The organism is Archaeoglobus profundus DSM 5631, assembly GCF_000025285.1.
Taxonomy (GTDB): domain Archaea; phylum Halobacteriota; class Archaeoglobi; order Archaeoglobales; family Archaeoglobaceae; genus Archaeoglobus_B; species Archaeoglobus_B profundus.
The window spans coordinates 520,941-545,275 of the sequence record NC_013741.1 but is presented as its reverse complement, the minus strand read 5'-3'; the positions used below and the strand labels follow the sequence as shown (position 1 = coordinate 545,275).

At 41.2% G+C, this 24,335-nt stretch carries 32 protein-coding genes and 1 tRNA gene; 10 read left to right on the top strand and 23 right to left on the bottom strand.

Annotation, left to right across the window (positions count from 1 at the left end; translation table 11 throughout):
- The first annotated feature begins 34 nt into the window (after nucleotides 1-34).
- Together hacA and ARCPR_RS03230 are read left to right on the top strand one after the other, a co-directional pair.
- On the top strand, nucleotides 35-1,291 hold the full coding sequence (gene hacA, locus ARCPR_RS03235) for a homoaconitase large subunit (protein ID WP_012940050.1): 1,257 nt from the start codon (nucleotides 35-37) through the stop codon (nucleotides 1,289-1,291).
- On the top strand, nucleotides 1,288-2,565 hold the full coding sequence (locus ARCPR_RS03230; protein ID WP_012940049.1) for a tRNA(Ile)(2)-agmatinylcytidine synthase: 1,278 nt from the start codon (nucleotides 1,288-1,290) through the stop codon (nucleotides 2,563-2,565). Before hacA ends, ARCPR_RS03230 begins: the two co-directional genes overlap by 4 nt.
- On the opposite strand, the gene ARCPR_RS03225 is transcribed toward ARCPR_RS03230, so the two are convergent.
- Complete coding sequence (locus ARCPR_RS03225; protein ID WP_012940048.1) at nucleotides 2,558-3,805, bottom strand: molybdopterin molybdotransferase MoeA; 1,248 nt, start codon at nucleotides 3,803-3,805, stop codon at nucleotides 2,558-2,560. The genes ARCPR_RS03230 and ARCPR_RS03225 overlap by 8 nt on opposite strands.
- A 42-nt stretch (nucleotides 3,806-3,847) precedes the next feature.
- Here ARCPR_RS03225 and ARCPR_RS03220 point away from each other — a divergent pair, with 42 nt between their 5' ends.
- From ARCPR_RS03220 to ARCPR_RS03210, 3 genes are read left to right on the top strand one after another with little or no spacing between them, the layout of a single operon-like run.
- On the top strand, nucleotides 3,848-4,057 hold the full coding sequence (locus ARCPR_RS03220; RefSeq protein ID WP_012940047.1) for a TIGR00304 family membrane protein: 210 nt from the start codon (nucleotides 3,848-3,850) through the stop codon (nucleotides 4,055-4,057).
- A 1-nt stretch (nucleotide 4,058) separates the two neighbouring features.
- Entirely contained in the window at nucleotides 4,059-4,364 is a 306-nt protein-coding gene (locus ARCPR_RS03215; RefSeq protein ID WP_012940046.1) for a TIGR00304 family membrane protein, read from the top strand.
- On the top strand, nucleotides 4,361-4,939 hold the full coding sequence (locus ARCPR_RS03210; protein ID WP_012940045.1) for a pyruvate kinase alpha/beta domain-containing protein: 579 nt from the start codon (nucleotides 4,361-4,363) through the stop codon (nucleotides 4,937-4,939). The genes ARCPR_RS03215 and ARCPR_RS03210 overlap by 4 nt, the downstream gene beginning before the upstream one ends.
- Here the strand turns inward: ARCPR_RS03210 and ARCPR_RS03205 are convergent.
- The 6 genes from ARCPR_RS03205 to ccsA form a co-directional block, all read right to left on the bottom strand.
- Nucleotides 4,936-5,565 (bottom strand): S4 domain-containing protein, encoded by a 630-nt coding sequence (locus ARCPR_RS03205; RefSeq protein ID WP_012940044.1) that lies wholly within the window; start codon nucleotides 5,563-5,565, stop codon nucleotides 4,936-4,938. The genes ARCPR_RS03210 and ARCPR_RS03205 overlap by 4 nt on opposite strands.
- Nucleotides 5,566-5,598: 33 nt before the next feature.
- On the bottom strand, nucleotides 5,599-6,195 hold the full coding sequence (locus tag ARCPR_RS03200; protein ID WP_012940043.1) for a hypothetical protein: 597 nt from the start codon (nucleotides 6,193-6,195) through the stop codon (nucleotides 5,599-5,601).
- Complete coding sequence (locus ARCPR_RS03195; RefSeq protein WP_012940042.1) at nucleotides 6,176-6,799, bottom strand: ABC transporter ATP-binding protein; 624 nt, start codon at nucleotides 6,797-6,799, stop codon at nucleotides 6,176-6,178. Before ARCPR_RS03195 ends, ARCPR_RS03200 begins: the two co-directional genes overlap by 20 nt.
- A complete protein-coding gene (locus ARCPR_RS03190) occupies nucleotides 6,800-7,171 on the bottom strand; it encodes a cytochrome c maturation protein CcmE domain-containing protein (protein ID WP_012940041.1) in 372 nt (123 codons plus the stop codon). It abuts the gene before it with no gap.
- Between the two features lie 110 nt (nucleotides 7,172-7,281).
- The gene (locus tag ARCPR_RS03185) at nucleotides 7,282-7,914 is read right to left on the bottom strand and encodes a cytochrome c biogenesis protein (RefSeq protein ID WP_012940039.1); all 633 of its coding nucleotides are present in this window, start codon (nucleotides 7,912-7,914) and stop codon (nucleotides 7,282-7,284) included.
- Nucleotides 7,911-9,710 (bottom strand): cytochrome c biogenesis protein CcsA, encoded by a 1,800-nt coding sequence (gene ccsA, locus ARCPR_RS03180; RefSeq protein WP_012940038.1) that lies wholly within the window; start codon nucleotides 9,708-9,710, stop codon nucleotides 7,911-7,913. Before ccsA ends, ARCPR_RS03185 begins: the two co-directional genes overlap by 4 nt.
- Before the next feature lie 66 nt (nucleotides 9,711-9,776).
- On the opposite strand from ccsA, the gene ARCPR_RS03175 reads away from it, so the two are divergent.
- A complete protein-coding gene (locus tag ARCPR_RS03175; RefSeq protein WP_187286422.1) occupies nucleotides 9,777-10,157 on the top strand; it encodes a helix-turn-helix domain-containing protein in 381 nt (126 codons plus the stop codon).
- Nucleotides 10,158-10,168: 11 nt separating this feature from the next.
- On the opposite strand, the gene ARCPR_RS03170 is transcribed toward ARCPR_RS03175, so the two are convergent.
- The 7 genes from ARCPR_RS03170 to ARCPR_RS03140 are packed head-to-tail and all read right to left on the bottom strand — an operon-like array spanning nucleotide 10,169 to nucleotide 14,049.
- Complete coding sequence (locus ARCPR_RS03170) at nucleotides 10,169-10,432, bottom strand: amphi-Trp domain-containing protein (protein WP_012940036.1); 264 nt, start codon at nucleotides 10,430-10,432, stop codon at nucleotides 10,169-10,171.
- Complete coding sequence (locus ARCPR_RS03165; protein WP_012940035.1) at nucleotides 10,425-11,603, bottom strand: FprA family A-type flavoprotein; 1,179 nt, start codon at nucleotides 11,601-11,603, stop codon at nucleotides 10,425-10,427. Before ARCPR_RS03165 ends, ARCPR_RS03170 begins: the two co-directional genes overlap by 8 nt.
- Nucleotides 11,604-11,626: 23 nt before the next feature.
- Nucleotides 11,627-11,995, bottom strand: a complete 369-nt coding sequence (locus ARCPR_RS03160) for a class II SORL domain-containing protein (RefSeq protein WP_012940034.1) — start codon at nucleotides 11,993-11,995, stop codon at nucleotides 11,627-11,629.
- A gap of 10 nt (nucleotides 11,996-12,005) precedes the next feature.
- A complete protein-coding gene (locus ARCPR_RS03155; RefSeq protein ID WP_048084753.1) occupies nucleotides 12,006-12,167 on the bottom strand; it encodes a rubredoxin in 162 nt (53 codons plus the stop codon).
- A 25-nt stretch (nucleotides 12,168-12,192) separates the two neighbouring features.
- Nucleotides 12,193-12,765, bottom strand: coding sequence for a rubrerythrin (rbr, locus tag ARCPR_RS03150; protein WP_012940032.1), 573 nt, complete (start codon nucleotides 12,763-12,765; stop codon nucleotides 12,193-12,195).
- Nucleotides 12,766-12,775: 10 nt separating this feature from the next.
- Complete coding sequence (locus ARCPR_RS03145; protein WP_245526152.1) at nucleotides 12,776-13,351, bottom strand: rubrerythrin family protein; 576 nt, start codon at nucleotides 13,349-13,351, stop codon at nucleotides 12,776-12,778.
- Between the two features lie 50 nt (nucleotides 13,352-13,401).
- Entirely contained in the window at nucleotides 13,402-14,049 is a 648-nt protein-coding gene (locus tag ARCPR_RS03140; protein WP_012940030.1) for a peroxiredoxin, read from the bottom strand.
- 85 nt (nucleotides 14,050-14,134) lie between these two features.
- Between ARCPR_RS03140 and ARCPR_RS03135 the strand changes: the two genes are divergently transcribed.
- Together ARCPR_RS03135 and ARCPR_RS03130 are read left to right on the top strand one after the other, a co-directional pair.
- Nucleotides 14,135-14,551 carry an Lrp/AsnC family transcriptional regulator gene (locus ARCPR_RS03135; RefSeq protein ID WP_012940029.1) on the top strand — a complete coding sequence of 139 codons (417 nt, stop codon included), beginning with the start codon at nucleotides 14,135-14,137 and terminating at the stop codon, nucleotides 14,549-14,551.
- Between the two features lie 11 nt (nucleotides 14,552-14,562).
- A complete protein-coding gene (locus ARCPR_RS03130; protein ID WP_245526151.1) occupies nucleotides 14,563-15,144 on the top strand; it encodes an N-glycosylase/DNA lyase in 582 nt (193 codons plus the stop codon).
- On the opposite strand, the gene ARCPR_RS03125 is transcribed toward ARCPR_RS03130, so the two are convergent.
- From ARCPR_RS03125 to ARCPR_RS03100, 7 genes are all read right to left on the bottom strand, one after another.
- Complete coding sequence (locus ARCPR_RS03125) at nucleotides 15,137-15,700, bottom strand: HEAT repeat domain-containing protein (protein WP_245526163.1); 564 nt, start codon at nucleotides 15,698-15,700, stop codon at nucleotides 15,137-15,139. The two genes, ARCPR_RS03130 and ARCPR_RS03125, sit on opposite strands and share 8 nt — an antisense overlap.
- A gap of 51 nt (nucleotides 15,701-15,751) precedes the next feature.
- A complete protein-coding gene (locus ARCPR_RS09595) occupies nucleotides 15,752-15,925 on the bottom strand; it encodes a 4Fe-4S dicluster domain-containing protein (protein WP_012940026.1) in 174 nt (57 codons plus the stop codon).
- Between the two features lie 29 nt (nucleotides 15,926-15,954).
- On the bottom strand, nucleotides 15,955-17,523 hold the full coding sequence (locus ARCPR_RS09305) for a PAS domain S-box protein (protein WP_012940025.1): 1,569 nt from the start codon (nucleotides 17,521-17,523) through the stop codon (nucleotides 15,955-15,957).
- Entirely contained in the window at nucleotides 17,501-18,496 is a 996-nt protein-coding gene (locus ARCPR_RS03115) for an FIST signal transduction protein (protein WP_012940024.1), read from the bottom strand. The genes ARCPR_RS09305 and ARCPR_RS03115 overlap by 23 nt, the downstream gene beginning before the upstream one ends.
- A 104-nt stretch (nucleotides 18,497-18,600) precedes the next feature.
- Nucleotides 18,601-18,673, bottom strand: a tRNA-Arg gene (locus tag ARCPR_RS03110).
- A 217-nt stretch (nucleotides 18,674-18,890) separates the two neighbouring features.
- Nucleotides 18,891-19,775, bottom strand: coding sequence for a malate dehydrogenase (locus tag ARCPR_RS03105; RefSeq protein WP_012940023.1), 885 nt, complete (start codon nucleotides 19,773-19,775; stop codon nucleotides 18,891-18,893).
- A 183-nt stretch (nucleotides 19,776-19,958) separates the two neighbouring features.
- Nucleotides 19,959-21,626, bottom strand: a complete 1,668-nt coding sequence (locus tag ARCPR_RS03100; RefSeq protein WP_012940022.1) for an FAD-dependent oxidoreductase — start codon at nucleotides 21,624-21,626, stop codon at nucleotides 19,959-19,961.
- Between the two features lie 69 nt (nucleotides 21,627-21,695).
- Here ARCPR_RS03100 and ARCPR_RS03095 point away from each other — a divergent pair, with 69 nt between their 5' ends.
- Nucleotides 21,696-21,875: a hypothetical protein gene (locus tag ARCPR_RS03095; RefSeq protein WP_187286421.1), complete on the top strand. Its 180-nt coding sequence runs from the start codon at nucleotides 21,696-21,698 to the stop codon at nucleotides 21,873-21,875.
- 121 nt (nucleotides 21,876-21,996) lie between these two features.
- Here the strand turns inward: ARCPR_RS03095 and ARCPR_RS03090 are convergent, their stop codons facing one another.
- Nucleotides 21,997-23,049 carry a hypothetical protein gene (locus ARCPR_RS03090; RefSeq protein ID WP_012940020.1) on the bottom strand — a complete coding sequence of 351 codons (1,053 nt, stop codon included), beginning with the start codon at nucleotides 23,047-23,049 and terminating at the stop codon, nucleotides 21,997-21,999.
- A 3-nt stretch (nucleotides 23,050-23,052) separates the two neighbouring features.
- Nucleotides 23,053-23,469 (bottom strand): hypothetical protein, encoded by a 417-nt coding sequence (locus ARCPR_RS03085; RefSeq protein ID WP_012940019.1) that lies wholly within the window; start codon nucleotides 23,467-23,469, stop codon nucleotides 23,053-23,055.
- Between the two features lie 487 nt (nucleotides 23,470-23,956).
- On the opposite strand from ARCPR_RS03085, the gene ARCPR_RS03075 reads away from it, so the two are divergent.
- Nucleotides 23,957-24,262 (top strand): hypothetical protein, encoded by a 306-nt coding sequence (locus tag ARCPR_RS03075; protein WP_012940017.1) that lies wholly within the window; start codon nucleotides 23,957-23,959, stop codon nucleotides 24,260-24,262.
- The last annotated feature ends 73 nt before the right edge of the window (nucleotides 24,263-24,335 follow it).

The following is a 24,335-nucleotide window of genomic DNA, read 5'->3' as shown; positions in this document are numbered from 1 at the left end:
ATCAACATTTAAATAATCCCTTCCAATTTTCAGCATGGGTCAGACTATCACAGAGAAGATATTTTCAAGAGCTTGTGGAAAGGATGTTAAAGCAGGTGAGTTCGTTTTCGCTCCAGTAGACATGGCTATGGCTAACGATATAACAGCACCTTTAGCTGTAAAGGCTTTTAGGGAGATTAAGGGAAAAGGTGTCTTCGATCCTAAGAAGATAGTCATAGTTTTCGATCATCAAGCTCCAGCAGATAGTGTTACTGCCGCTGAAAACCACAAGATGCTGAGAGAATTTGCTAAGGAGGAAGGTGTAATTTTATACGATGTTGGAGAAGGAATAGCCCATCAGATAATGGTTGAGAAGCATGTTAAGCCGGGAATGCTCGTAGTAGGTGCAGATTCGCATACATGCACCTACGGAGCTTTGGGAGCTTTTGCAACGGGAGTTGGATCAACTGATATGGGATGCGTTTTTGCAAGTGGAAAGCTTTGGTTTAAGGTGCCTGAGACGATAAGATTCGAGATAAACGGGAAGTTGGGTAAGCACGTTTACGGTAAGGACATAATACTCAAGCTGATAGGAATGGTTTCGGCAAAAGGAGCAACTTATAAGGCGTGCGAGTTTGGTGGAGAGGTGGTAAGAGAGCTGAACGTCAGTGAAAGGCTTACGATGTGCAACATGGCTGTTGAAATGGGTGGAAAAACGGGGATCGTTGAACCAGATAAAGTCACTTTAGAATATCTCAAGGAGATGGAAATAGAGTTTGATGGCGATGTTGAAGAGCTTAGGAGCGATGAAGATGCAAATTACGAGAAAATTGTTGAATTGGACGTAACCGATATGTCACCTCAAGTTGCAAAGCCCCATAAAGTCGATAACGTCGTAGATGTTGAGGAGGTTGAGGGAACTAAGATCGATCAGGTTTTCATAGGTTCTTGCACGAATGGTAGGTACGAAGATTTGAAGATAGCTTCCGATATACTTGAAGGGGAAAGTGTCACGAAAGGAGTTAGGCTGATAGTAGTTCCGGCAAGCAAAAGAGTTTACATCAAGGCTTTAAAGGACGGGATTATCGAAAAGCTCGTAGATGCAGGGGCTATAGTTGAGTTCCCGTGTTGTGGTCCTTGCATGGGCGGTAGTTTTGGACTAATTGCAAGTGGCGAAGTCAGTCTGTCAACATCGAACAGAAACTTCATCGGGAGGCAGGGGAGTCCGAAAGGGTTCATATATCTCTGCTCTCCAGCTACAGCCGCAGCTTCAGCCATTTACGGTGAGATAACGGATCCCAGAAAGGTATGAAACTCTGGATAGGAATAGATGACACGGATTCGAGGAAGGGAATGTGTACAACTTATCTGGCAACATTAATGATTGAAAGACTTGAGAAGGAGAGGGTAGGAAAGCTCATGGGTTTTCCCCGCCTCATAAGGCTGAATCCGACAATTCCTTACAAAACGAGAGGGAATGGAGCAGTCTCCTTCCTTTTGGAGGTTGACGATGGAAGAAGGGATGAGGTAATAGATATCGCAAGGGAAATTGTTGAGGAGTATGCGGAGCTTGAAGATGAAAATACCAATCCCGGTGTGGTCTTTGTAGATGATGAGAGTGAGGTCATGGATTATTTATCGAGATTTGCTTTAAAGGTTGTCAGGGATGTCGTATCTTTGGATACTGCCCTTTTCATCATTGGAAAGTACATGATACCCCATTTGAAATTTAAGAAGGGGAGAGGGTTAATAGGAGCTTTAGCCTCTGTAGGCTTGGAGTTACCAGATAGAACTATAGAGGTTTTAGCTTACAGAAAACCTGAGAGATTCGGTTTGCCGAGAGAATACGATGAAGAATCATTCTTCGATGCGGATTACGAAACCTATCCTTTAACTTGGGATACCGTTGATTGGATGAACGAGGTCGTTGTTGCCGTACCTAACTCACCCGATCCAGTCCTGTTTGGAATCAGAGGGGACGATTTCAATGCTGTGATGAAAGCGTTTGAGATGGTTAAAACTGAGCCGATAGACAAGTACATGGTATTCATAACGAATCAGGGGACGGATATGCATTTAATTCACGAGAGCGAGGTTGATAAGCTTGAGGATTTTCACTCCTACATCCTTAAAGGAGTTGTGACTGTTGAACCTTACGAGATAACCGGTGGACACGTATTCTTCCATATTGAAACCAAGTTTGGAGAGGTTAAGTGTGCGGCATTTGAACCTACAAAACAGTTTAGAGAGGTAGTCAGACAGTTGAGAGAAGGTGACGTCGTTGAAGTTTACGGCTCGATGAAGAAGAAAACGATAAACTTGGAGAAGATAAATATTTTAGAAGTTGCTGAGATTTGGGTTGAGGAAAATCCGATATGTCCAATTTGCGGTAAAAGAATGGAATCCGCTGGTAGGGGTAAGGGGTTTAGGTGTAAGAGGTGCAAGACGAAAGCTTTTGAAAAGATTAGAAAGAAGGTTGAGAGGTATTTGGATACTGGCTTTTACGAAGTCCCTCCGTGTGCAAGAAGACATCTCTCAAAGCCGCTTATCAGAATGAAAGGTGTGAAAAGGCATATTTTCAGGTAACTTCTTCGATCAAATCTCTTACAAGAACGACGTTTACTTCCTCCCCTTCCTCAAATCCCTCCTTCTCCTCTGGAACTACAACTATGCCGTTTGCTCTAACCATAGAAGTCAAAATACCAGAACCTGAGGTCATTAAAGGCTCTGCAAAGCCATCCTTATAAATTACTCTCGCAAAAGTTCTAACTCCAGCCTTTGAAGGAATCCTTCTCTTTAGCTTGGCTTTAACACCCTCACCCCTACGCTTCACAACCCTAACACCGGTTAGCTTGGCTAAAACGTGTGGAAATATTAGTTCAAATCCGATTAAACATGCAACTGGGAATCCAGAGAGCATCAAAACAGGTTTTCCATCAATAACTCCCAAACCAGTGGGCATCCCCGGTTTTATCGATATCCCGTGAAAAACGATTTTGCCTATTTCCTTAACAACCTCTGGAACCAAATCGCCCTTACCTACGGAAGTTCCACCGGTTGTAATAACGCAATCACCCACACTCAAAGCTTGAATTATCGCCTTCTTCAATTCGTCGAAGTCGTCTCTAACTATTCCATAAACTGAAGGTTCGCAGTTGTACATTTTTAAGGCACAGAATAGCATATACGCATTCGAGTTAACAACCTTCCCAACTTCCAACTCCTCTCCGATCTCGACAAGCTCGTTGCCCGTAGATATTATTACAACTCTTGGCTTTTTCAGAACCTTAACCTTCGCATAGCCTAGAGAAGCTAAAACACCTATATCCTGCGGTTGCAGAATCTCACCAGCCTTCAGAACAACCTCTCCCGCTTTTATGTCCTCCCCCTCCCTAGAAACATTCTCAAAAGGGACTACTGGCCTATATATTTCAACAAATTCTCCAACCTCCTTCGTGTATTCGAGCATAACAACTGCATTAGCTCCCTTTGGCAAAGCTGAACCAGTTGAAACGCGAACAGCTGTACCTCTACTCATTTCGATAGGCTCTTCACCCATCTCCACCTCTCCAACGATTTTGAGCATTACGGGATTGTTCAAATTGGCGCCAAAGGTGTCTTCAGCAACAACAGCGTAACCGTCAACAGCTGATCTGTCGAAGTGAGGAACGTTGTATTTTGCAATGATATCTTCAGCCAAAATTCTACCACATGCTCTAGTTATCTCAACTATCTCGGAATCTACCCGCTTAAACCTTACACCTTCTAAAGCTTTAACTGCATCTCTTACTATCGTCCTTTCCTTGAATCCCCTAAGCCTGACCATCGCATCCGCTAAACTTAATTGTAGAAAAGGCTTATCTAAGTCATGCGTATAGACTTGATATTTGTAGGAATTGCACTGATACTCCTAGGAATTGCCCTGTTAGGATTGAGTGCTGGCCAAGTTCACTACGGTGGAGTAGTAATCATAGGGCCTTTTCCGATCGTTTTTGGCTCTTCACCAGATATGGTTATTCTCGGAATAGTTTTAGCTTTAATACTCCTAACTTTCATGCTAATCTTAGCGAGGTGGTAGGATGTTTTGGCTGTTAGCTTTGATTCTGATATTCTTGGGAATATTTCTGGTAATTTTAGGTCTTCTGACAGGTTTTAAGGAATTCGAAGAGGAGGAAGAGTTTGAAGAAGAGGAAGTAGAATTGCAGAAGGCTTTTAGAGGTAAACGTGAAGAGAAGCGAAAGAAGGAAGTTAAAGCCGGGGGAGTCATTCTCATAGGCCCAATACCGATAGTCTTTGGAGATTCTAAATACGCTTTCTACGCCCTAATTTTGACGATAGTCTTGATGGTAATGTCTATAATCCTACTGATCAGCTTAAGTTCATGATCGAGAAAAAGATCGTTTACTTCGATAAGCCCGGTTACATGAACACCGACGCCACACTTAAGCTTGCCGTTGAGAGATGCGAGGAACTCGGGATAAGGTATTTAATTGTTGCTTCTTCAAGCGGAGAGACGGGAAAGAAGGCTTACGAGCTAGTCAGAGATAAGGACATTAACTTAGTTGTGGTAACTTACCACACGGGTTTTTACGAGGAAGGAGTAAATTCGATGAAACCTGAGATCGAAGAGTTTTTGAGAAAGAACGGAGTTACGATAGTCAGGCAGAGTCATATACTCTCTGGGTTGGAAAGGAGCTTTACAAGGAAGTTCGGAGGTCTTTCTAGGACTGAAGCAGTTGCTGAGGCTTTAAGGGCTTTGTTCGGTCACGGATTAAAGGTGTGTGTTGAGATAACGATAATGGCTGCGGACAGCGGAGCAATTCCGATTGAGGAGGTTGTAGCGGTGGGAGGAAGGAGTAGAGGTGCTGATACAGCTGTTGTGATAAGGCCGGCACACATGAACAACTTCTTCGACATGCAGATAAAGGAGATAATATGTATGCCCAGAGAGAAGCGCTAAATTTTCAATAGGTAATACCTTTCCTTTCTATCCTTTGAATCTATCCAATCAACAACTTTCAGAGGGGAGAAATCGATTTCTTCATTGTAAACGCCAGTTTTTGCAACGAACAAAACCCTACCCTGAGGTTTCAAAAGAGGAATAAATCTCTTCGTAGCTTTCCAAGCGTATGAAGGCTTCAAGGTTAGGTCGCTCAGAATTACATCAACTGGCTCAAGCTCGCTCAGATCGAATGTAAAAGCGTCAGCGATGAATATTTTAACGTTATCCCTTTCTCTTTCAATCTCTTTGAGCTTGTCTTCAAACTCCCTGCTGTACTCAATCCCGTAAACTCTCTCAGCCTTTTCGCTCGCATAGAGAAGAAATCCACCAGCGCTACTTCCTAGATCCAAAACTATATCGTCTTTCTTGATCAAATTCCACATTTCATCAAGTTCTTTTAGCTTCCAGTACCCCTTTGGCTTTTCCTCTTGCAAAACTCTTATCTCAACATCGAAGTCCACATCGTAGGAGGGTTTCGTAACTACCTTACCATTCACAATAACAAATCTCCTTCTAATTGCTTCCTTCGCCTTCTGCCTCGATGAAAAGTATCCTTTAATCACGAGGAGTCTGTCAAGTCTCATTAATTGTAGTTTAATCGCTAAAAAGATAAGTTTTTAGTCCTCCAAGATGTACGGTGATAAGGACACCAAAGCTAGTGTTACGGCTGAAGATTCTAATATTAGTGCAACCGTATCTTGTTTTAGAAGTGGCGTTAAGACTGGCACTGCAAAGACAAACACGATCATTGGTATAAGGAAAGACCTACCCTCGGAATACATCACGAGAGCGGATGAGAATGCTGATATGATTGCTATGTAGAATGAAAACACTATGAATGTTAAGGTAAGGCCGAACAGACTAAAATCATTTGAGAAAACTGCCAAAAACACCATCCCCAAGAAGCCTTGAAATAATATTAAGACGAATGTAAAGATTGTTTTTGCAATAAAGATCGTGTACGGGTGATACGGTAGCAACTTTAAGCCGTAGATCGTTTTTGAATCCATCTCTCTTAAGAAGGATGTCGTCGATGTGAAAACAGCTACAAAGATTAGTACAATGAAAAATGCTGGAACTATCAAGTTTCTTGCTAGTAAGTAAGATGATTGAGCAATTAAAAGCGATGATACGAGTACAAATGAGAGAGAAGCCAATATTTCGAACTTCCTTCTGACCTCAATCTTGAGATCTTTAATCAGCAATTCCAGCATGCAGAACACCTTTTTCGAGTCTAAAGACTTTGCAATCAATCTCTGGGCTAACGGGCGTTGTAAAGATAACTATCCTATCCTTTGACAACTCTTTCAAAATCTCGCAAACATCAATCCTTGCACTTTCGTCCAACCCAGAAAAAGGTTCGTCAAGCAGGACTACCTTTGGATCGTTAAGCAAGGCTCTGACAAGGTTAGCTCTCTTTTTCCACCCAAACGAGAGATCCTTAACCTTCGCGCTCATATATTTGTCCAATCCAAGTCTCTTTGACATGTTCCTAGCAATCTCGCTGTAACATCCATAGGCCTTTGCGTAGAACTTTAGATTCTCCTCTACCGTAAGTTCCTCGTATAGTACGTTTTCGTGAAGCAGAACACCTATATATCTCTTATAACTCTTGTCTTTCCTCAAATCAATGCCGAGAATTCTTACCCTACCCCTGTTCGGCTTTATAAGACCGCACATTATTTTAAGAAGAGTTGTTTTACCGCTACCGTTCTCTCCAAGAATTGCAAACAATCCGTTGCCGTTTAATCTAAGGTTTACTGACTTAAGTATCCACTCCTTTTTAAATCTCTTCCAAACGTCTTCAAGCTCGATCATTCACACACCTTTGTAAGCCTCTACGACCTGCTTGGATGGGCACTTTGATTCAATTCTGACGGCAAATATTGTTTTGTTTTCCGGATAGTAAGTTCCTTCAACGACAACCGTGCCATAGCCACTCGCATTGTCAAGTCTAACGTAGCTTGGATAGATCACCTTAACCTCCCAGACACCATCGTTTATTCTGAACTCAAGATGGTCTTCGAACTTCACACTACCCTTTGTAACATTCCCAATCACAACAACCCTTCTTATGTCCTTTATTTCCTTGAGGTCTGATACGCTCAAGTAGCTTGTAGAACTCAGAGTCAGGTATCCTATCAATCCAAATACCATAGTCAAAGCTATGACGGGAACAAACTTATTCATGGATCGCGAACCCCCTTCTCACTACTGCTGTTGCCATCGCCAATATTACGATATAGATTGCGAGTGAGGCGTAAACCCCCCAATACATACTTTCGGATTTACTTACGGTTTTATACTTTCTCCTCAAATTTCCTCATCACGCTTGTGTAGTACATTCTCAGCAAGGCTAAGAATGTTGCAAACGAAACTATGACCCTCAAAGCGAGCAGAATGTGCGCCTCTTCACCTAGAGGCTGTTGAGGTAGTTGTGTGTGCAAGCTTTGGACTACAACTGCCGAAACAAAGCTCAACGGAATTGTTATGTATGCTGAAACACCGAAAACAGACGAAATTCTTCTAGCTCTTTCAATCTCTAAGATGGATGATCTTAAAGCAAGGTAACCTATGTAAGCTAATAAAGCTGTCAATGTTGTGGTTTGTCTTGGATCCCAGCTCCAATAAGATCCCCAAACTTCTTTGGCCCAGAGCATTCCACTTATGATGGCACCTACACCGTATAGAATTCCCAATACTGCCGAACAGAATGCTACTGCATCAAATTTAGGATTCTCTTTTAGAAGGTAGGCCAGACTAAATGCGAAGGTTAAAGTGAAAGCTATGTACATGTTCCAAGCCAGCGGCACATGAATATAGAGTATTCTGTAGCAGGTTGCATCGAAGAGTGTTATGTTTGGATAGTACCCGAAAAAAACGGAGTAGATTACCGTCGCTATATCTAAAGCTATCAAAAAGACAAGTATCATTTTGCCCACCTTGCCAATGCGATTATTTCACCGAATATCATTAAGGCGCAGGCAATCCAGACAAGATTTATGAATGGTATTTTTTTGTACACTAGCATGACACCCTCTTTCGGTTTCCAGTTCTTAACCTCTTCTATAAGTGTTTCGTAGTTCAGACCTGTCACGTGAGATACCATCATCAAAGTGTACGTTTCGTTTCTCTCATAGAGGTATTTGCATGTGAACATAAACAGATCCATAGCCCTAGGTATCACTATATAATAATTATCCAACCAGATATTCACGACTGCAGGATCTGGAAATATGAAGTTTCCACTTCTAAAGAGCCAATTCAGGTCTAATCTAACTCTACACTCAACATCTTTACCGTTCACACGCAACTTAACTATTTCAAAACTTTCCTCAACTCCCATCTTGAATTCCTTTGAAACTATCTGAATATGCAGATCATCGATATATGCACTATCATCGACATAAATGGACTTGTAGTTAGAATAGTAGGCGTAAGGCCAGCTTATACTCACAGCTATTACCAACAGTGAGATAGAGACGTGTAATATCTTGAGTTCAATCCTTTGCAGCTTCAGAATTGAAAGAAGGCTGAAAAAGGCTACGGGCAAAATGAGAGATACTGCATAGTTTACGTAGATCGGAGCATCCTCACACCAAGTTATGTAGCCGAAGACAGTTAAAGCTGTCAATACTATCGAAGAGATGTAAGTTAGAACTAAAAGCTTCAAATAATTTCCGTAATCTTTAGCTCCGCATATCGGCAAAACTGAAAGAAGTGCAAGTATGAAAGGCATGTTTGCAAAGTTATAGTAATCAACACTGACCTTACCAAAGAACTGGTAGATTAGACCTAGAAAGCAAACAATGTAGCTCCCGATTAGGGAATATGTTGCAACATTCAGAGGATTTACCTTAAAGTCGAAATGCCAGTCCTTTAAGGCCTTTACAAGGAAAGGAATACCTAAAAGGATTATCGCGTAGCCTGATGTGTTGATTCCAAAGCCGTGTAGTGGAGAAATTCCACCCCTCGTAACGAAAGCTGCGAAGGCTACCGAGAATCCTGTTAATAATATCAAGTTTCTTCTAAGTTTTGGATTGTGAAAGCATGCCGTTAGACTTAGCCAAGGCAAGAGCAAACCCGTCTCTACTGGATCCCACGCCCAATAGCCACCCCAGCCAAGAGTGAAGTATGACCAAACGCCTCCAAGAACGTTGGCGAGAGTCAGAAATATCCACGTAAGCCCAATTAAAAATCTGTTCTCCCTACCCAAAAGGACCTCTATGGCTATTAAGAATCCCAAAGCATACCCAATAAAACAGGCTGGAGGGTGAAAGAGCATCCAAAATGTTTTCAGTAGAGGGTTCAAGCCTAAACCGTTTTCAGGGGAAAAGTTCAATCTCTCAAAAGCTCCGTTCAGGATCGCCGCTACTATCAAACCTATTATCATGAGGTTGTGATACGTCATCTTCGAATCTGGAGATTTTAATCTTCTCAGAGATGTTAGGATGGTAAATATAAATAACCACCAGACTATAAACCCACCACTCCCGGCCCAAGATGCGGAAAATTTGTATGCAAGATCTAAATATTTTGAAGAATATAAGAAGACTTCTTTAAGTGTAAAGTCGTTAATTAGGAATGATCTTACAAATAGTAAATGACCAATGAATATTGAAATGTATCCTAAAATTCCAAAAGATGATTTATCACCTCTAAAAGACTTGTAGGTATCTAGAATCGCTAAGATGATTGCAGCTACGAAAGGAGCTAGGGTTATGTGCATGGACACCTTCGAAATCGATTGTATTTCAAGCTTATGCTAGAAACAATAATCTCAAGAGGTTCCCCTATGCCAATACTACAACCGATAGAGAATTATTCCTTAAGTCAACACCTTGAATTCATGCGAAAGTGTAATCCTTCAACCTGTCTTCTGGCTTGTATATTGGGCTTAAAATGTTTCGAAGCTGAAGTGTACCTAGCACTTCTTGATAAAGGATTTGCTGACGTCGATAGTATTGCAAAAGCTGTTGAAAAGAACAAAGCAACCGTCTACAGGGCTCTGAAGAGGTTGGAGGAGAGAGGTCTTGTCGTCAAGAATTATAAGATAGTGAGAACAGGAGGTTACAAGTACATCTACAGACCAGTTCCAATCGATAGTTTGAGAAACATGATTGCAAAGAGAGTTGACGAATTGATATCGGAAATTAAGACAAGAAAAATTGAATAAAAAATTGGAAATTACTGGAACTTGGGTACCTCTGGTAAGACCTTTCCCTTGAACTTGAACTTTATCTTAAGTTCCTCTTCTTCGCTACTTCCCTCGTATTCCACCTTTACCTTAACAGGCTCAACGAAATCGACGTAGATTTCCCTTTCCTTAAACTCGCATGTAATTCTCCCCTGATCGATTTTTTCTATCATTTTCTGCAAGAACGCTTTGAGTTCTTCCTTACTCAACTCCATCTCCTTCTCGAACTCTCCATACTCGATTTTTTCACCCATTCAAACCACCTCCTACCATTTCACCTACTTTAACACCCAACTCAAATGCCTTTTTCAACTCACTCTCGCTCGGCCTAAACTGAACCTGCAAACCCTCAACAACCTCCCAACCCAAACCTTCCATAACTTCAACTATATCCTCGTAAGCTCCACTTCCCCATCCGTAACTGCAGAAGGCAATTCCGATCTTGTTCTTTGGTCTCAATCCTTTGAGGTACGTTAGAAAGCCTGCCATTGGTGGAAATACATGGTTGTGCATTGTCGGAGCTCCAATGCAAACAGCCTTAGCATCCAAGACTTCGGTAACTATATCCGCCCATGTATCCTTTCTTACGTTGAAAACGAGTGTTTTTACTCCAGTAGAGGCTATTCCGTCAGCAATGGCAAAAGCAATTCTTTCGGTTGAATGCCACATAGTGTCGTATATCACAACAGCCTTCTTTTCCACTTCGAACTTCGCCCACTTCTCGTAAGCTCTCAAAATCCTCTCCGGATTCTTCCATATAATGCCGTGAGAAGGAGCTATGATCTTTGGCTTAACATCGAACTTTTCAAATATCTTGGGTATCCTTAAGACGAGGTTTGAGTATGGCATCAGTATGTTCGCGTAATACACCTTAGCCCATTTTAAAGCCTCTTCAACGCCCAAATCTTCGTCAAATCTTTCCTCACTTGCGATGTGCTGTCCGAATGCATCCATAGAGAACAGTATTTGCTGTTCAACCATGTATGTCATCATGCTGTCCGGCCAGTGTAGCATGGGTGTCTCGATGAATCTTAACGTGTTTTCTCCAATTTTAAGTTCGTCTCCACTCCTTACGACCTTAAAATTCCAATCGGCATTGTAGTACTTTTCCAAACCTTCCTTAGCTTTTTTTGTGCAGACAAACGTTGGATTTGCAATTTTGGCTAAATCCGGCAAACCACTTGAATGATCTGGCTCTATGTGATTGACAATAACGTATTCAATTTTTTTCGGATCGACGTACTTTGAAATCTTCCTTAGCTGATCTCTTGCGTATTTGTGCTTAACGCCATCTATAACTGTCACATGTTCATCCAATATCAAGTAGGAGTTGTAAGTTATTCCTCTGTGCGTAGTGAAGTTGTGAAAATCCCTCTCTGGAAAGTCAAGAATTCCAACCCAGTATACCCTATTTCCTACTTCCATAATCACCACCTTTACTCAGCTGTTCATTCTACTTTAACCTCTTTGTAATTCTCCCAAAGGCCGTGCAGATTGCAGTAGGCCAAAGCTACTATCTTTCCACTTTTCTGTATCTTTAGCTTCAGTACAGCTTCAGCTTCAGCATATTCTGGAGTAAACTGAACTTTCGCAACTTTTACGGGGTTGAAAGCCCTGCCTTCCTCGATAAAGAACACATCCACATACCTTATCGAGTGCTCGAGCTTGTTGGGATGTTTTGTGACTGAGATTCTAACTTCAAAAGGTTCTCCAGCCTTAACGACATCGGGACATTCTATCTCTGGCGTATGCGTTTCCACCTTACTTATGATTTCACCCTCAGCCCTCTCTTTACTATACACAAATTTCTCCAACATGCAAACCACCTCACAAGCTTAGAGGAACGAACTTGTCTTTGGAGCAACCGCACACTGGACAAACCCAGTCATCCAGTAAATCTTCAAACTTTGTTTCGGGAGGTATGTCGTTGAAAGGATCACCAACGCTTTCATCGTAGACGTATCCGCAACACTTACACTTCCATTTCATGCTCTCAGCTCCCATCTCTTTTGATTCACAGAATTAACAGATCTCTTGCAACGTAATACGCCTTAGGATGTCCGCAGGAGGGACACTTCTCGGGTGGTTCCCTACCCTTGTGCACGTATCCACACTCCAAACAGACCCACTCAACTTCTTCATCCCTTTTGAAGTAAGTTCCTTTTTCAATAGCTTCGAGCAAGACTCTGTATCTGTTTTCGTGGTGCTCCTCGGCCCTAGCTATCGCCCTCAACCTTGCCGCAATTTCGTTAAACCCCTCATCTTCAGCGACTTTAGCGAATTCTGGATACATCTTTGTGTGTTCGTAGTTTTCACCTTCAATTGCAGACCTCAAATTTTCTGCTGTGGATCCCAATGTCAGGGGAGCTTCAGCTTCAACTTTTATCGAATCAACATTACCTTTCAGCTTCTGTATAAACTCAAAAAGAACTTCTGCATGCTCCTTCTCATTTTCTGCAGTCTCCAAGAAAACTCTCTGAACGTAAACGTAGCCCTCCTCCTTTGCAATCTTAGCGTAGAATGTGTATCTGTTTCTCGCCATGCTCTCCCCTATAAAAGCCTTAACCAAATTTTCGAGCGTTTTCATTACAACCACCTCACAAAGCCAGAATATCTTTTGATACGAAGTAGTAATACTCTGCACCGCAGTTCGGACAGACTTTTGGCGGTTCTCTACCTTTATGCACATAACCGCAAACAAGGCACATCCATTCAACTTCTTCATCTCTCTTAAACATCTTACCAGTTTCCAAAAGCTCTAAAAGCTTGGAAAACTTCGTAAAGTGCTGCTTTTCAACCTCTGCGAGCGTTCTAATTCTTTCGGCTATCTGCTTAAAACCCTCTTTCTCAGCAACTTCAGCCATTTTCGGATATATCTCTTCAGCCTCCAACCTTTCACTCTCAACAGCAATTCTCAGGTTTTCGGCACTATCTCCAAACTTTATCGGGGCTTTTATTTCAACATCCGTTGGCTCTACTTCCAACTCCTTTATAAAATTGGCATATATCTCAGCATGTTTCTTCTCGTTTTCGGCAACCTCCTTGAAATATTTAGACACATAGATCAGCTTTTCCTTCTCAGCAATGTCAGAATAGATAAGATATCTGCTTATAGCAACGCTCTCACTTATATATCCTCTAAGCAAATTTTTCCGAGTTTCCAAGTTTGGCACCTCTTGCGAATTTTAGTCTGGAAAATATTTAAAACTTTTTGAGATTTTTATCAAACCTTCTTGTAGCAGAACCACCAATCAAAGCACTCGATTTCACCAGCCTTAGCCTTCTCCAATCTCTCCTTAGCAGTTTTTTCATCAGTCGGTGGTGGAATTATAGCCTTATCTCCAATTAATTCGTTGTTCGGCCAGTTTGCCGGTAGTGCAACTCCGTTGGCATCACTCACCTGCAATCCTCTGACAATTCTTAGAATTTCGTCTATATTCCTGCCCAGCTCTTGCGGGTAGTAGAGAATGGCCCTTATAACGCCTTTAGGGTCAAATATGAAAACCGCTCTCACAGTATTTGTTCCCTTAGCTGGGTGAATCATACCCAGTTTTTCGGCTATCTGTCCCCTATCATCGGCAATCACTGGAAAAGGTATTTCAACACCTAGCTTCTCCTTTATCCACTCAACCCACTTTATGTGGCTGAAGACTTGATCGATACTTAAGCCGATAAGTTCGCAGTTTAACTCTTTAAACTTATCGTATCTCTTGGCAAATGCCACGAACTCCGTTGTGCAAACTGGTGTGAAGTCTGCTGGGTGTGAGAACAGTACGACCCACTTACCTTCAAAGTCTTTTGGGAAATCGATCATGCCGTGTGTCGTCAAAGCCTTGAACTCCACACTGTCTCCAATCCTCGGACAGCCCATATCGTAATCTTAAAGGCACATCATAAAAACTTTTTGTTCGATTTTCGAACATTGTGTATATATACTACGACTCAGACTAATTCAAGTGGACGAAAAGGATTTGAAGATAATCGAAATGCTTTTGGAGAATGCCAGAATTCCTAAGGTCAGGATAGCCGAAGCTTTGGGAGTTACCGAGACTGCTGTGAGAAAGAGAATTCAAAAACTTGAGAGTTCTGGAGTGATAATCGGGTATAGAGCCGTTATTAATTACAAGGTAGCAAATCTTTTCTGCTCTTTAACTGGCGTAGATGTTGAGCCTGAAAAACTTTGGAGCGTTGCAGAAGAGCTTAAGAGGTGGAAGGAAGTCAAAGCTATGTGGCTAACAACGGGAGATCACACACTCATTCTTGAAATTGTTGTAAAGGGAGTTGATGAACTTTCAGATGTACACAAGAGAATAGAGAGGATAGAAGGGGTTAAAAGAGTATGTCCATCGATCGTTTTAGATGTTTTGAAGTGATTGCTAAAAGAATGGAAGAGTTCAGGAAGCTTGGGGAGAGAGGTAAAACCACATTTGATTTCAGACCATTTTTGGATTTGAAGATAGATGCTACAATCGAAACCGAACTAGCATTCTGCATATCAACAGCAAACTCCTCCGCTCTATCAGGCTTAAAGTTTCAGAAGTCTCTGGAAGGATTAAGCCTTAACGATCTAAGCGTTGGAGAAATTGAAGAACTGATGAGAGAAGCTGGAGTTAGATTTGCCTCAAGAAAAGCAAAATACCTCAAAACTGCTTTAGAGAACTTTGATATAGTTGAGAAAGCGTTGAAGCTTGAAGATTTTGGTGCAAGGAGGATGCTTTTGAAGTTAAAGGGTTTAGGAATGAAAGAAAGCAGTCACTTCTTGAGAAACGTTGGAAGAAGGAATTTGGCTATCGTAGACAGGCACATTCTCAGATGGCTAGAAAGAAGGGGTTACAGATTCAAGTTGCCGAGAGAGTACGTTAAGGCTGAAGAAGTCCTTAGAAGGATTGCGAAGGAAAGAAACCTGACTTTGGCCGAGCTAGATCTAGTACTCTGGTTCGAGATGACTGAAAAAGTCCTCAAATGATATCGAGCAACTCGCAGATCCTAATACTTTTAATGCCTTCGCCGTCGTAGAATTTTGCAAATCTGCAATCTTTTTTGAACTCATTCGGAATTTCAGCTTTCAACCTTTTTAGCGCGAAAAGAGCGTATGCAACGAAGTCGGGATTGTCTTTAAGCTCCTTCAAGACTTCTAACAACTTTTCGACTGGATTGGGATAGGCATCTTTGACGAGATGTGCCGTTCTCGCAATTCCGTAAGCAACGTATTTTCTCTCCACCTCCCAGTCGTCCAAAAGAGATACAAACCTATTCTTAAATCCTTCAAAGACTTCTGGATTATTCAGGCCTATCTCAGCTATACCCAAAGGCGCGCCAATACAGTAGGCACCGCTCTCATCACTTAAGTGCCAGAAAAGCCTCAATATGTAGTTCCTAGCTTTCTCACCCTTGCATAGATATCCCAGAGCCTCAGCACCCCTAAACCTGTAAAACTCGTTCGGATGATAGAGAAATTTCATTGCAACTTTTGGAGTTAACTTCTCGAACTCTCTCCTTTCTAACAATTCTTCAGCTTTCACGAACTTCAATATGATCACGCCCAATATACGCGTTTAGGTGGGCAAGAAAGTTTAACATTCATCAACATGAACGGCTTCTACCTCACAAACTTGAACGCAATAACAGCATCCGTTACAGTACTCTGGATTTGCAACAATGATGTATCCGACATCCTCAAAAACACCTTGAGGGCAATGTAAACACTTCTTGCAGTTCGTACATTTCTCGTAATCGATCCAGATCATAGTTCAAATTTAGCGCTGAAGTTAAAGGTTTACGGACTTTTGAGCCTTATTACAAATGTTGTCCCCTGAGGCTCATTGTCCTCAACCCATATCTTGCCTCCATACCTCTCAACTATCCTCTCCGCTATATACAATCCCATACCCGTACCGGCACTTTCACCGTATGTGAACCCCTCCTCAAATATTCTGCTCTTTATCTCATCCGGAATACCTTTCCCGTAGTCGGCAATTCTTATCTCGCAGTAATCATGAACTCTACTAATCCTTATATCTACTCTGTCAGTTTTGCCGTGTTGAATTGCATTCTGCACAATATTTTCAATAACTGCTCTCAGCCCTTCATCTGCAACGACTTCACAGTCGCCCTCAATGTTTACTGGAATTACAAAACTTTTAGCAACATCTTCAGCTATCTTACCCACGTTGACAATTCTAAGTTTTCCTTCCGATACCATCTCCTCAAATGATTTCATAGTTCTCACAACGTTAGCACATCTCTCAAGCGAAATTGCAACCTTTTCAAGGAGAGATTCGTCTCTAGTTTCCTTATAGAGTTCCAGATACCCGACTGCAGACGTTATAGCATTCAAAACATCGTGGCGAAGAATTCTGTTTATAAGGGATAGCATCTTTGATAACTCTTCAAGCTTTCTCCTCTCCTCCTCCAAATCCGTGATATCCAACAAAGTAGCAATACCTGTCCTTTCCCTATTCCAACTAATGGTAGTTCCATGAACGCGAACAATCCTTTCGGATCCATCCTTTCTTCGGATTTTAAGCTTGTAAGGTTCAACGACTTCTCCGCGCAACCTACTTTTCATAGCCCTTTTAACCTTTTCAACCTCCTCTTCCGGAAAGATGTTCCAGAAAGCTTCTCTAATCAACTCATCTCTACTGTAACCCGTAAGATACTCAGCTGCCTTATTTACAAAAATCAAACCATCTTTTTGATAGGCAAAGACTGCTACTGGAACTGCTTCAGCCAAACGTCTAAATCTCTCTTCTCCCTCTCTTGCTGACTCTTCAAGCCTCTTTATCTCCGTTATATCTCTACCAACAACGACCTTTAGATTTCCCAGATCGTACGCAGCAATCGAGTAAGTTTTACCTCCACAATCGCAGATATCCTTATCAAGGGCTTCAGGTAATTTTTCAACACTTCCAAAAGTTTCCCTAGCCTTTTTGTTCATCTCGACAACTCTTCCATTTTCATCAACAACGAAAATTATGTCCTGAGAAAATTCGAGCATTTTTGTGAGCACGTCATGAAAGATTGTGTGGGCTAGTATATCATCAAGTTCTTCAAATAGAGGTCTCAGCGCCTTAATGTGTATATCACGTATATCTCCCTCAAAGCGCAATCTGATAGTAGAACCTACATACTCTACAGGCTGATTACATTCAGCGACTTCGGGGATTCTAACCTTGAAGTTGATAATCGGTACTTCGGCTTCAAAGTACGTTAGCCCAAACCTTCTCATCAATTCTTTTCCAAAATTTATAACGATACTCTCAGGTTTACCGGGCCTTATGAAGGTAGATAGGTCTAATAAAGTCGTTATTAGCTTGCCCTTCTCATGCAAGGTATACTTTTTCATGAATACCACCCACTACCAAAGTTTTGTTGAAAAACTCAACTATTCCCCTGCTACACGCAATTTCGCCTATGGTCAAAGCTCCAAATGTCCCTTTCAAGTGCCTTGCCTCCCTCTTAAACTCGTCACCCAAGTACAGAACACGTGATATACAATCGAAGGATACGTTCCCTTCAACAGCTTCGGCGCACTCTCTTGCAGCCTCAACAAGTCTATCCTTCTCTCCCCTCATTAACTTCAGTATGTGATTTCGTGGAACTTTTCCAGCACAAATTATCGATGATTTATCGAGATACAGCGGATCCCTTATAATATCTTCTCCACAAATCTTCGATATGCCAAATGGATACGCCATCGCAACATCGAAAAAGTTTTTTCTGCTTATCTCAATATCAAACTGGGCTAGAATATCTTTGTAAGCCTCAAAAGCGGGAGTCCAGTCGAGTTCAAGTATTTTTCTCCCAGATGTTCTTGTAGAGACAAACGAATATCCCGTCTCCTGCCATCCATGACGAACGGCTATGTTGCAGTCGAAAGGTAAAGATACAAACAGTACGTCATTCGAGAAGAATCCATCTTTATCAAACAAACAATCTATTCGCCTGTTGAGAGAACCTGCCCCGCCTCCCAAATACTTCACAGTATTACCAAGCTTGAAGTACACATTCTCAAGTGTGCTCTCGACATTCTCGTGGAATCCATCTGCCAATGTTAGTAAGGTCTCGGCCTTTACGTCAGCCGGAACGCATCCTCTAAAGCCAGAAATCTCAAAATCAAATCTTAAAGCGATAGCTCTATCTTCATACTTCTTTCCATCGAAAATTACTCCGGGAAATACCGCCCCAAATACGTTTTTAGCTTTGATATTACCGAATTGTTCTCTTAGCTCCTCGTAACAGCTATCAGATGCAAATATTATCAAACTGACTGCATCCAAATCTCCGATCTCATCAACTTTAACAAGTTCAGCCCACATTTCCCCTACCCTTATAATCCTAGTCTGTGTGATAGTGATTTAAACTTTTCCTCATCATAATTGTATCATGATTGTCTACATCGTATCGTCAAATACAACTCGTACGCCCCCGCCGGGAGTTGAACCCGGGTCGAGGGTTCCGGAGACCCTCAGGATGTCCGCCTACCCCACGGGGGCTGGATTAACTACGCTTAAGAGATATAAAAAGCATGCTGTTGCCTTAGCGATGTTGTGGCTATCCTAGGGGGTACATCGAAAGTTTTGAGAAGCTTTACGACATCTAGACACAACACAGCTCTTTTAGAGTTGTGGCAAGTATCAAGAACCTTAAGAAGGCTAGAACTTTAGCTGAAAGAAATAGATATAGATGATGAAACTAGAGGAGCAAATATGCTTAATATCCAAGCTCTTTCAATCTCTCCTTGAGTATTTCAGCCGATTTCATCAGCATAGCTTTTTCTTCATCAGTCAAGTCGTATTCTACAATTCTTTCAACCCCATCTCTTCCAAGTATCGCTGGAACACCCAAAGCAACATCACTTATCCCGTATTCTCCCTGTAAGACTACACTTGTTGGAATCTCCTCCTTAGTATCTTCCAACACCGCTTTAACCATCCTGTAAATGCAGACAGCTGGGGCGTAGAATGTAGCTCCTTTCCTCTTTATGACCTCCATTGCAACGCCTCTCGTCTCCTCAATGGCCCTGTCCAAATCGACCTCACCCTCAACTTCAGCCAAGCTCTTCGGGCAGAACATCGAATCTCCGTGCTCACCCATCATAAATATTCTCCTAGGCTTCCCGCCCAACGCAATTATCCTCTCCTTAAGCCTTACCGTATCGAGCAAGCTACCCATTCCGAAAACTTCCCTTCTATCCTTTCCAGTCTCCTTCCACATCACGTAAGTCATGACATCCAAAGGATTTGTCACGACGAGAATCTTGCTATCACTAGCATGCTTTACGATATTTTTAGCAACGCTCCTCATTATTTCCGCATTCTTTTTAGCCAAATCGAGCCTAGTCATCCCCGGCTTTCTTGCCAGTCCAGCTGAAACGACTATTAAATCGCAACCTTTCAGCAAGGAGTAATCGCTTCCACCGACGATCTTAGCGTATTTGTCAAGCCCAACGATAGCATGTGATAAATCCATGGCCTCCCCAACAGCCAAATCCTCTACTATATCTACCAAAACGACTTCATCCAAGTCTAAGTGCTGAATGCACGTGAAAGCTGTTGTAGAACCAATCCTTCCAGCACCAACAAATCCGAGTTTCATGGGTTAATTTGCCAAACGTCGATTTAAACAATTTTTGAAATCACTTCGCTACGATTGAAAGGAACTACGAATCATCGGATGTTTCATTGAATTGAGGTAAATTAACGTAGAATTATCAGGAAGTAGTAGCGTGGGAGTGTAGAAGGAACTGAAAGAAAGTTCACGTAAAAAAGATTTATGAGATCACCAGAACCAGAAGGCTAAACCGCCATCCAACACCTTGCAGTTAAATCCTTTACTCTTCAAGAACCTGTAGACATCGTATGCTCTGTTTCCTATCTGGCAGATTATAACGATCTCCTTGTCCATTGGAAGTTCCTTATACCTCTCTCTAAGCTCATTGTAGGGTATGTGAACTACCCTGCTGTCTTCGATCCTCTTGAACTTTCTGACTTCATCCTCATACCTGATGTCAAGTATGACGAAGTCTTCACCTTTATCAAGCTTCTCTTTAAGTTCAAAGCTTGAAATCGTTTCAAGTAACCCATCCATCTTGTTTCTAACGGTGTTGGCGGCGTGTATGAGTGTATCGATGGCTGGAGCGTATGGAGGTGCATAAGCTAAGTCGAAGTTTGCCAAGTCATGTACGGTGGCGTTCATGTGCATGGCGGAAACTACTACATCAATCCTCTTATCCACAACACCCCATCCCACTATCTGAGCACCTAAAATTCTTCCAGTCTTTCTATCCGCTATCAACTTGATTCTGATGGGTTTCTGATGTGGATAGTAATGGGCTCTATCTGGTCCGGGAACCAAGCAAGTTACAACATCGTATCCTAACTCTCTAGCTCTCTTCTCAGTTAAACCTGTTCTCGCAACGTTTAGATCAAATATCTTGAAGATCGTCGTACCCAAAACACCGGGGAACCTTGAACTTCCTCCCGTTATGTTGTCTCCTATAACCCTTCCGTGCTTATTCGCAACGCTACCCATCGGAGTGTAAATAGGATCACCTGTAACCAAGAATTTATTCTCAACGCAATCTCCACCAGCAAAGATCCTTTCGTCGCTCGTTCTGAGGTATTCATCGACCTTTATCCCAAACTTGCTTACTTCCAAACTGCAGTCAACTGCTAAATCAACGTTAGGTCTAACTCCAACAGCCATCAGAACTAGATCACAAGGCACTTCCTTAGTTCCGTTGATCTTAACACCACTGACTCTTCCATCTTTTGTCAAAATCTCTGTTACAGTGCTTTTTGTCATCACATTTATTCCCTTCTCCCTCAGATAGCTTTCGACGAGCATCGCCATCTCCCTATCAAGCAGAGCGGGAAGTATGTAATCCATAATTTCAACTATCGTTACCTCAACATCCAAATTGCTCAGAGCTTCTGCAGTTTCCATTCCTATGAGTCCACCACCGATTATCACAGCCTTTTCCAGAATTCCCTCATCCCACATGTCCAGAATCTTTTCAGCATCCTCTGGATTGAAGAGTGTTGTAACACCATCGGCATCTGCATTGGGTATATCCAGCCTTATAGGCCTTGCACCGGTTGCCAAAACCAAGTAATCATAATTCAATTCGTCCTCACTTCCATCGGGCTTTACAATCTTTACGATTCTCTTTTCTCTGTCTATCTTAACAGCTCTAGTTCTCGTTAGGACATCTATATTTTTGACCTTCTTAAAGTAATCCTCATCTCTGACAGTTCCGGAAAGCGTTTTTCTCAAATCATCAACGGTGTGGACGATCCCACCAATGTAGTACGGCAAACCGCACCTTCCCAAAGACGGATAGGGGCTTGCATCGACAACGGTTATATTCGCTTCCTCGTTTCTCCTTCTGGCTCTGCACGCAGCCTTGAGGCCGCAAGCACCTCCACCTATAACTACTATGTCCATGAAAGCGGAAGGAATGCGAATTAGATAAAGTTTGCCAAAAGTTTTTTGATGCAAGTTCAAATGAAATTCATGGATTTTGAGGAGGCCGTGCTTCTGGCAATAGCCAACGGATTAAGAACGCCAAAAGATATAGCCAAAAAGCTCAACGTCAAGCTTGAAGATGTTAGGAGTGTTTTGGCAAACTTGGAAGCTCAAGGACTCGTTGATTCAAAGTTCAAAATGTCATCCGCACAGAACCAAGTGAGGTAAGGTGTTTAAAACCTCTTTGACGACTACCTCAACGACATTCCACTTTACTTACGGCACATGAGTTTATACTCAATTTCAGCATGCATCTGTTATTTTCTTAAAAGTTAATAAAAAAAGAAGATTAAAATAATACTTGAAGTTCATCTTTCTCATCGTCGATCATATCCAATAGGTTAAATAATTCTTGAACGTACTTGATGAAATCCTCTCTATTGACGTATATGGTGCTTCCGTACTTTTTTGTCTCTAGGAAGCCAGGAGTATATGATGCAATGTTTCCACCAAATGTTACCTCTTTTGGTTCACCTTTTCTTCTAATTTCTACAAGCCAAATTTTTTCTATTTTCGAAATGTTGTTTAGTATATTGTTTTGTTTTATCAATATCGATGTTATCAAGTTTAATAAACGATTAATTTTTGAATCTGGCGTAATAAACTCTTCGATTTTATCCTTTAAACTTTGGATTAGTGTTGTAAGTATTTCGAACTTTTCTTCGTGGTAATATCTAACATCGAAATTTATGTTCTCCAGATTACTTTCAAGATATTGTATAATTTTATTAATATCTTTTTCGATTCTAGTTGTGCGAGTTAGGGTTCTTATTTTAATGTTCGCTACTTTATCATCATTGATGCTACATAATATGTTGCTGATCATATAACCATACATAAATCTGTAGAAAGTTTTAGTTATGAAAGTGTACTTACCCTTTGCTCTGAACCAGTAATTATAATCTGGAGAATAAGGTCTTGGTTTCAATGGTATATTCATAAAAATTGAATCTAATGATTGTTTCCTTTTATCAACCTCCTCTAGTAATTCCAGCACCCAAGGATGGATTCCAATCCAAGTTTTTTTTGAACCTCTACCTTCTGCTAGTATTATAGGATCAACATAGAAATAATCAACAGGGGCTAAGAGTCCTGTCTCCCATAACTTATTAAAAGTTCTCGAATCTATACGACCTCGCCGACCTTCAAACATTTCATAAATTCTATTTGCCTCTTTGATAATAGCTTCTTGTGGGTTATATCTCCCGTCGTCACGTACTCCAAAAAAGGTTGTTGCAAAATACAAAGCTTTTTGTTCTGGTGACACACCTAATTTCTCTAAATACCTGTTTACGCTCTCGTTGTCCCAATATTCTCTCTTAAACACATCTTCCTCTACCATAAATTACACCTCTACTAATGCAGTATCATATTCTATCAACTCAATTATTTTTATTCCTTTTTGTCTTGTAGACAATTTTGAGGGTGTCCAACCACCTATTTCGAATCGATTTATTTTATTAACACGTATTATATATTTAGCTCTTTTTAACTTCTCGTCATAGTACTCCAAGTGTATTGGGTCATCTTTAATGTCTGCGGGTAGTATTACTCCCTCAACATCTATTAATCCGTGAACGTATTTCATTTCACCTCCTGGACCTACAGGACCTACGGAGAATGTTGGACTTTTTTCAACGCTTCCATCATCGTAATATATCCTAAATATGTAGTGTCTTACCCTTGCCCCTCCTGGGGGTGCGAGCTTTATTTGTTCAGTACCATGTACTTTGTTGTGTACAATTATCCTACCAAACTCCATAACGATTCTAGTTGATATAATTTATTTAACACTATTTATAATCAATTTTGCAAAGGTTTACATACTTTGCAAATTTTGCAATTTATTGTTCCCTCTACTATTCTTTAACAAGATAATTGCTATATTCAATTTATCCAACAAAATAAGTATTATCCATTTTTTTCGACCGAAAAATATTAAACATATTAGTATATATCTAGTATTGAGGGTTAGTGAGGCCCTGCCCGAGATTAGCGAATAGGGCAGGGCTGAGATGTGGACCACCGACTACCTAAGGAGCGTGGATAATGTGGTAGTTGTTAGATATATTGCAGATCGAGACATTAGCTTAGTAAAGTTCCGCTATCTCGGTAAAGATGGCTACATCCATCGTGCAACAGTAGTTTTTAAGGGAAAACTCGATAAACGCAAGGCGCTAGAAGAGTTATCAAAAATATTTTTTATTTAAATTTTTTATTTGACTTTTGAAAAATAAGGGGGTGATATGATGTCGGATATGGTAGATTATGAAGAGTTTATAGAGGAAGTTTTTAGGAAAATTGAAGAAGATCCAACGCGCTTCATCGTATTTAAAGCACTCTTATTTGCCAGAGAAGCTATTCAAAGAGATCTGGGTAGCGTAAAGCTTGAAGATGTCGAATTTGTTTTAGAGAAATTTGCGTTATCATGCATAGATTACTACGAATTCTTGCTTAAGCTTGTATTGTTTCCGAGGTATAACAAACTAGAGAGATTTTCTGTTCAATGGACTTATCAAACAGAAGTTGGTCGATCTCTTAAAGACCTTAGTTGAGAAAGAATGCGAAGAACTGTGGAGTACAACGTCTAATTCTGATAAGGCACAAGAAAATCCTATGTATTCTTAA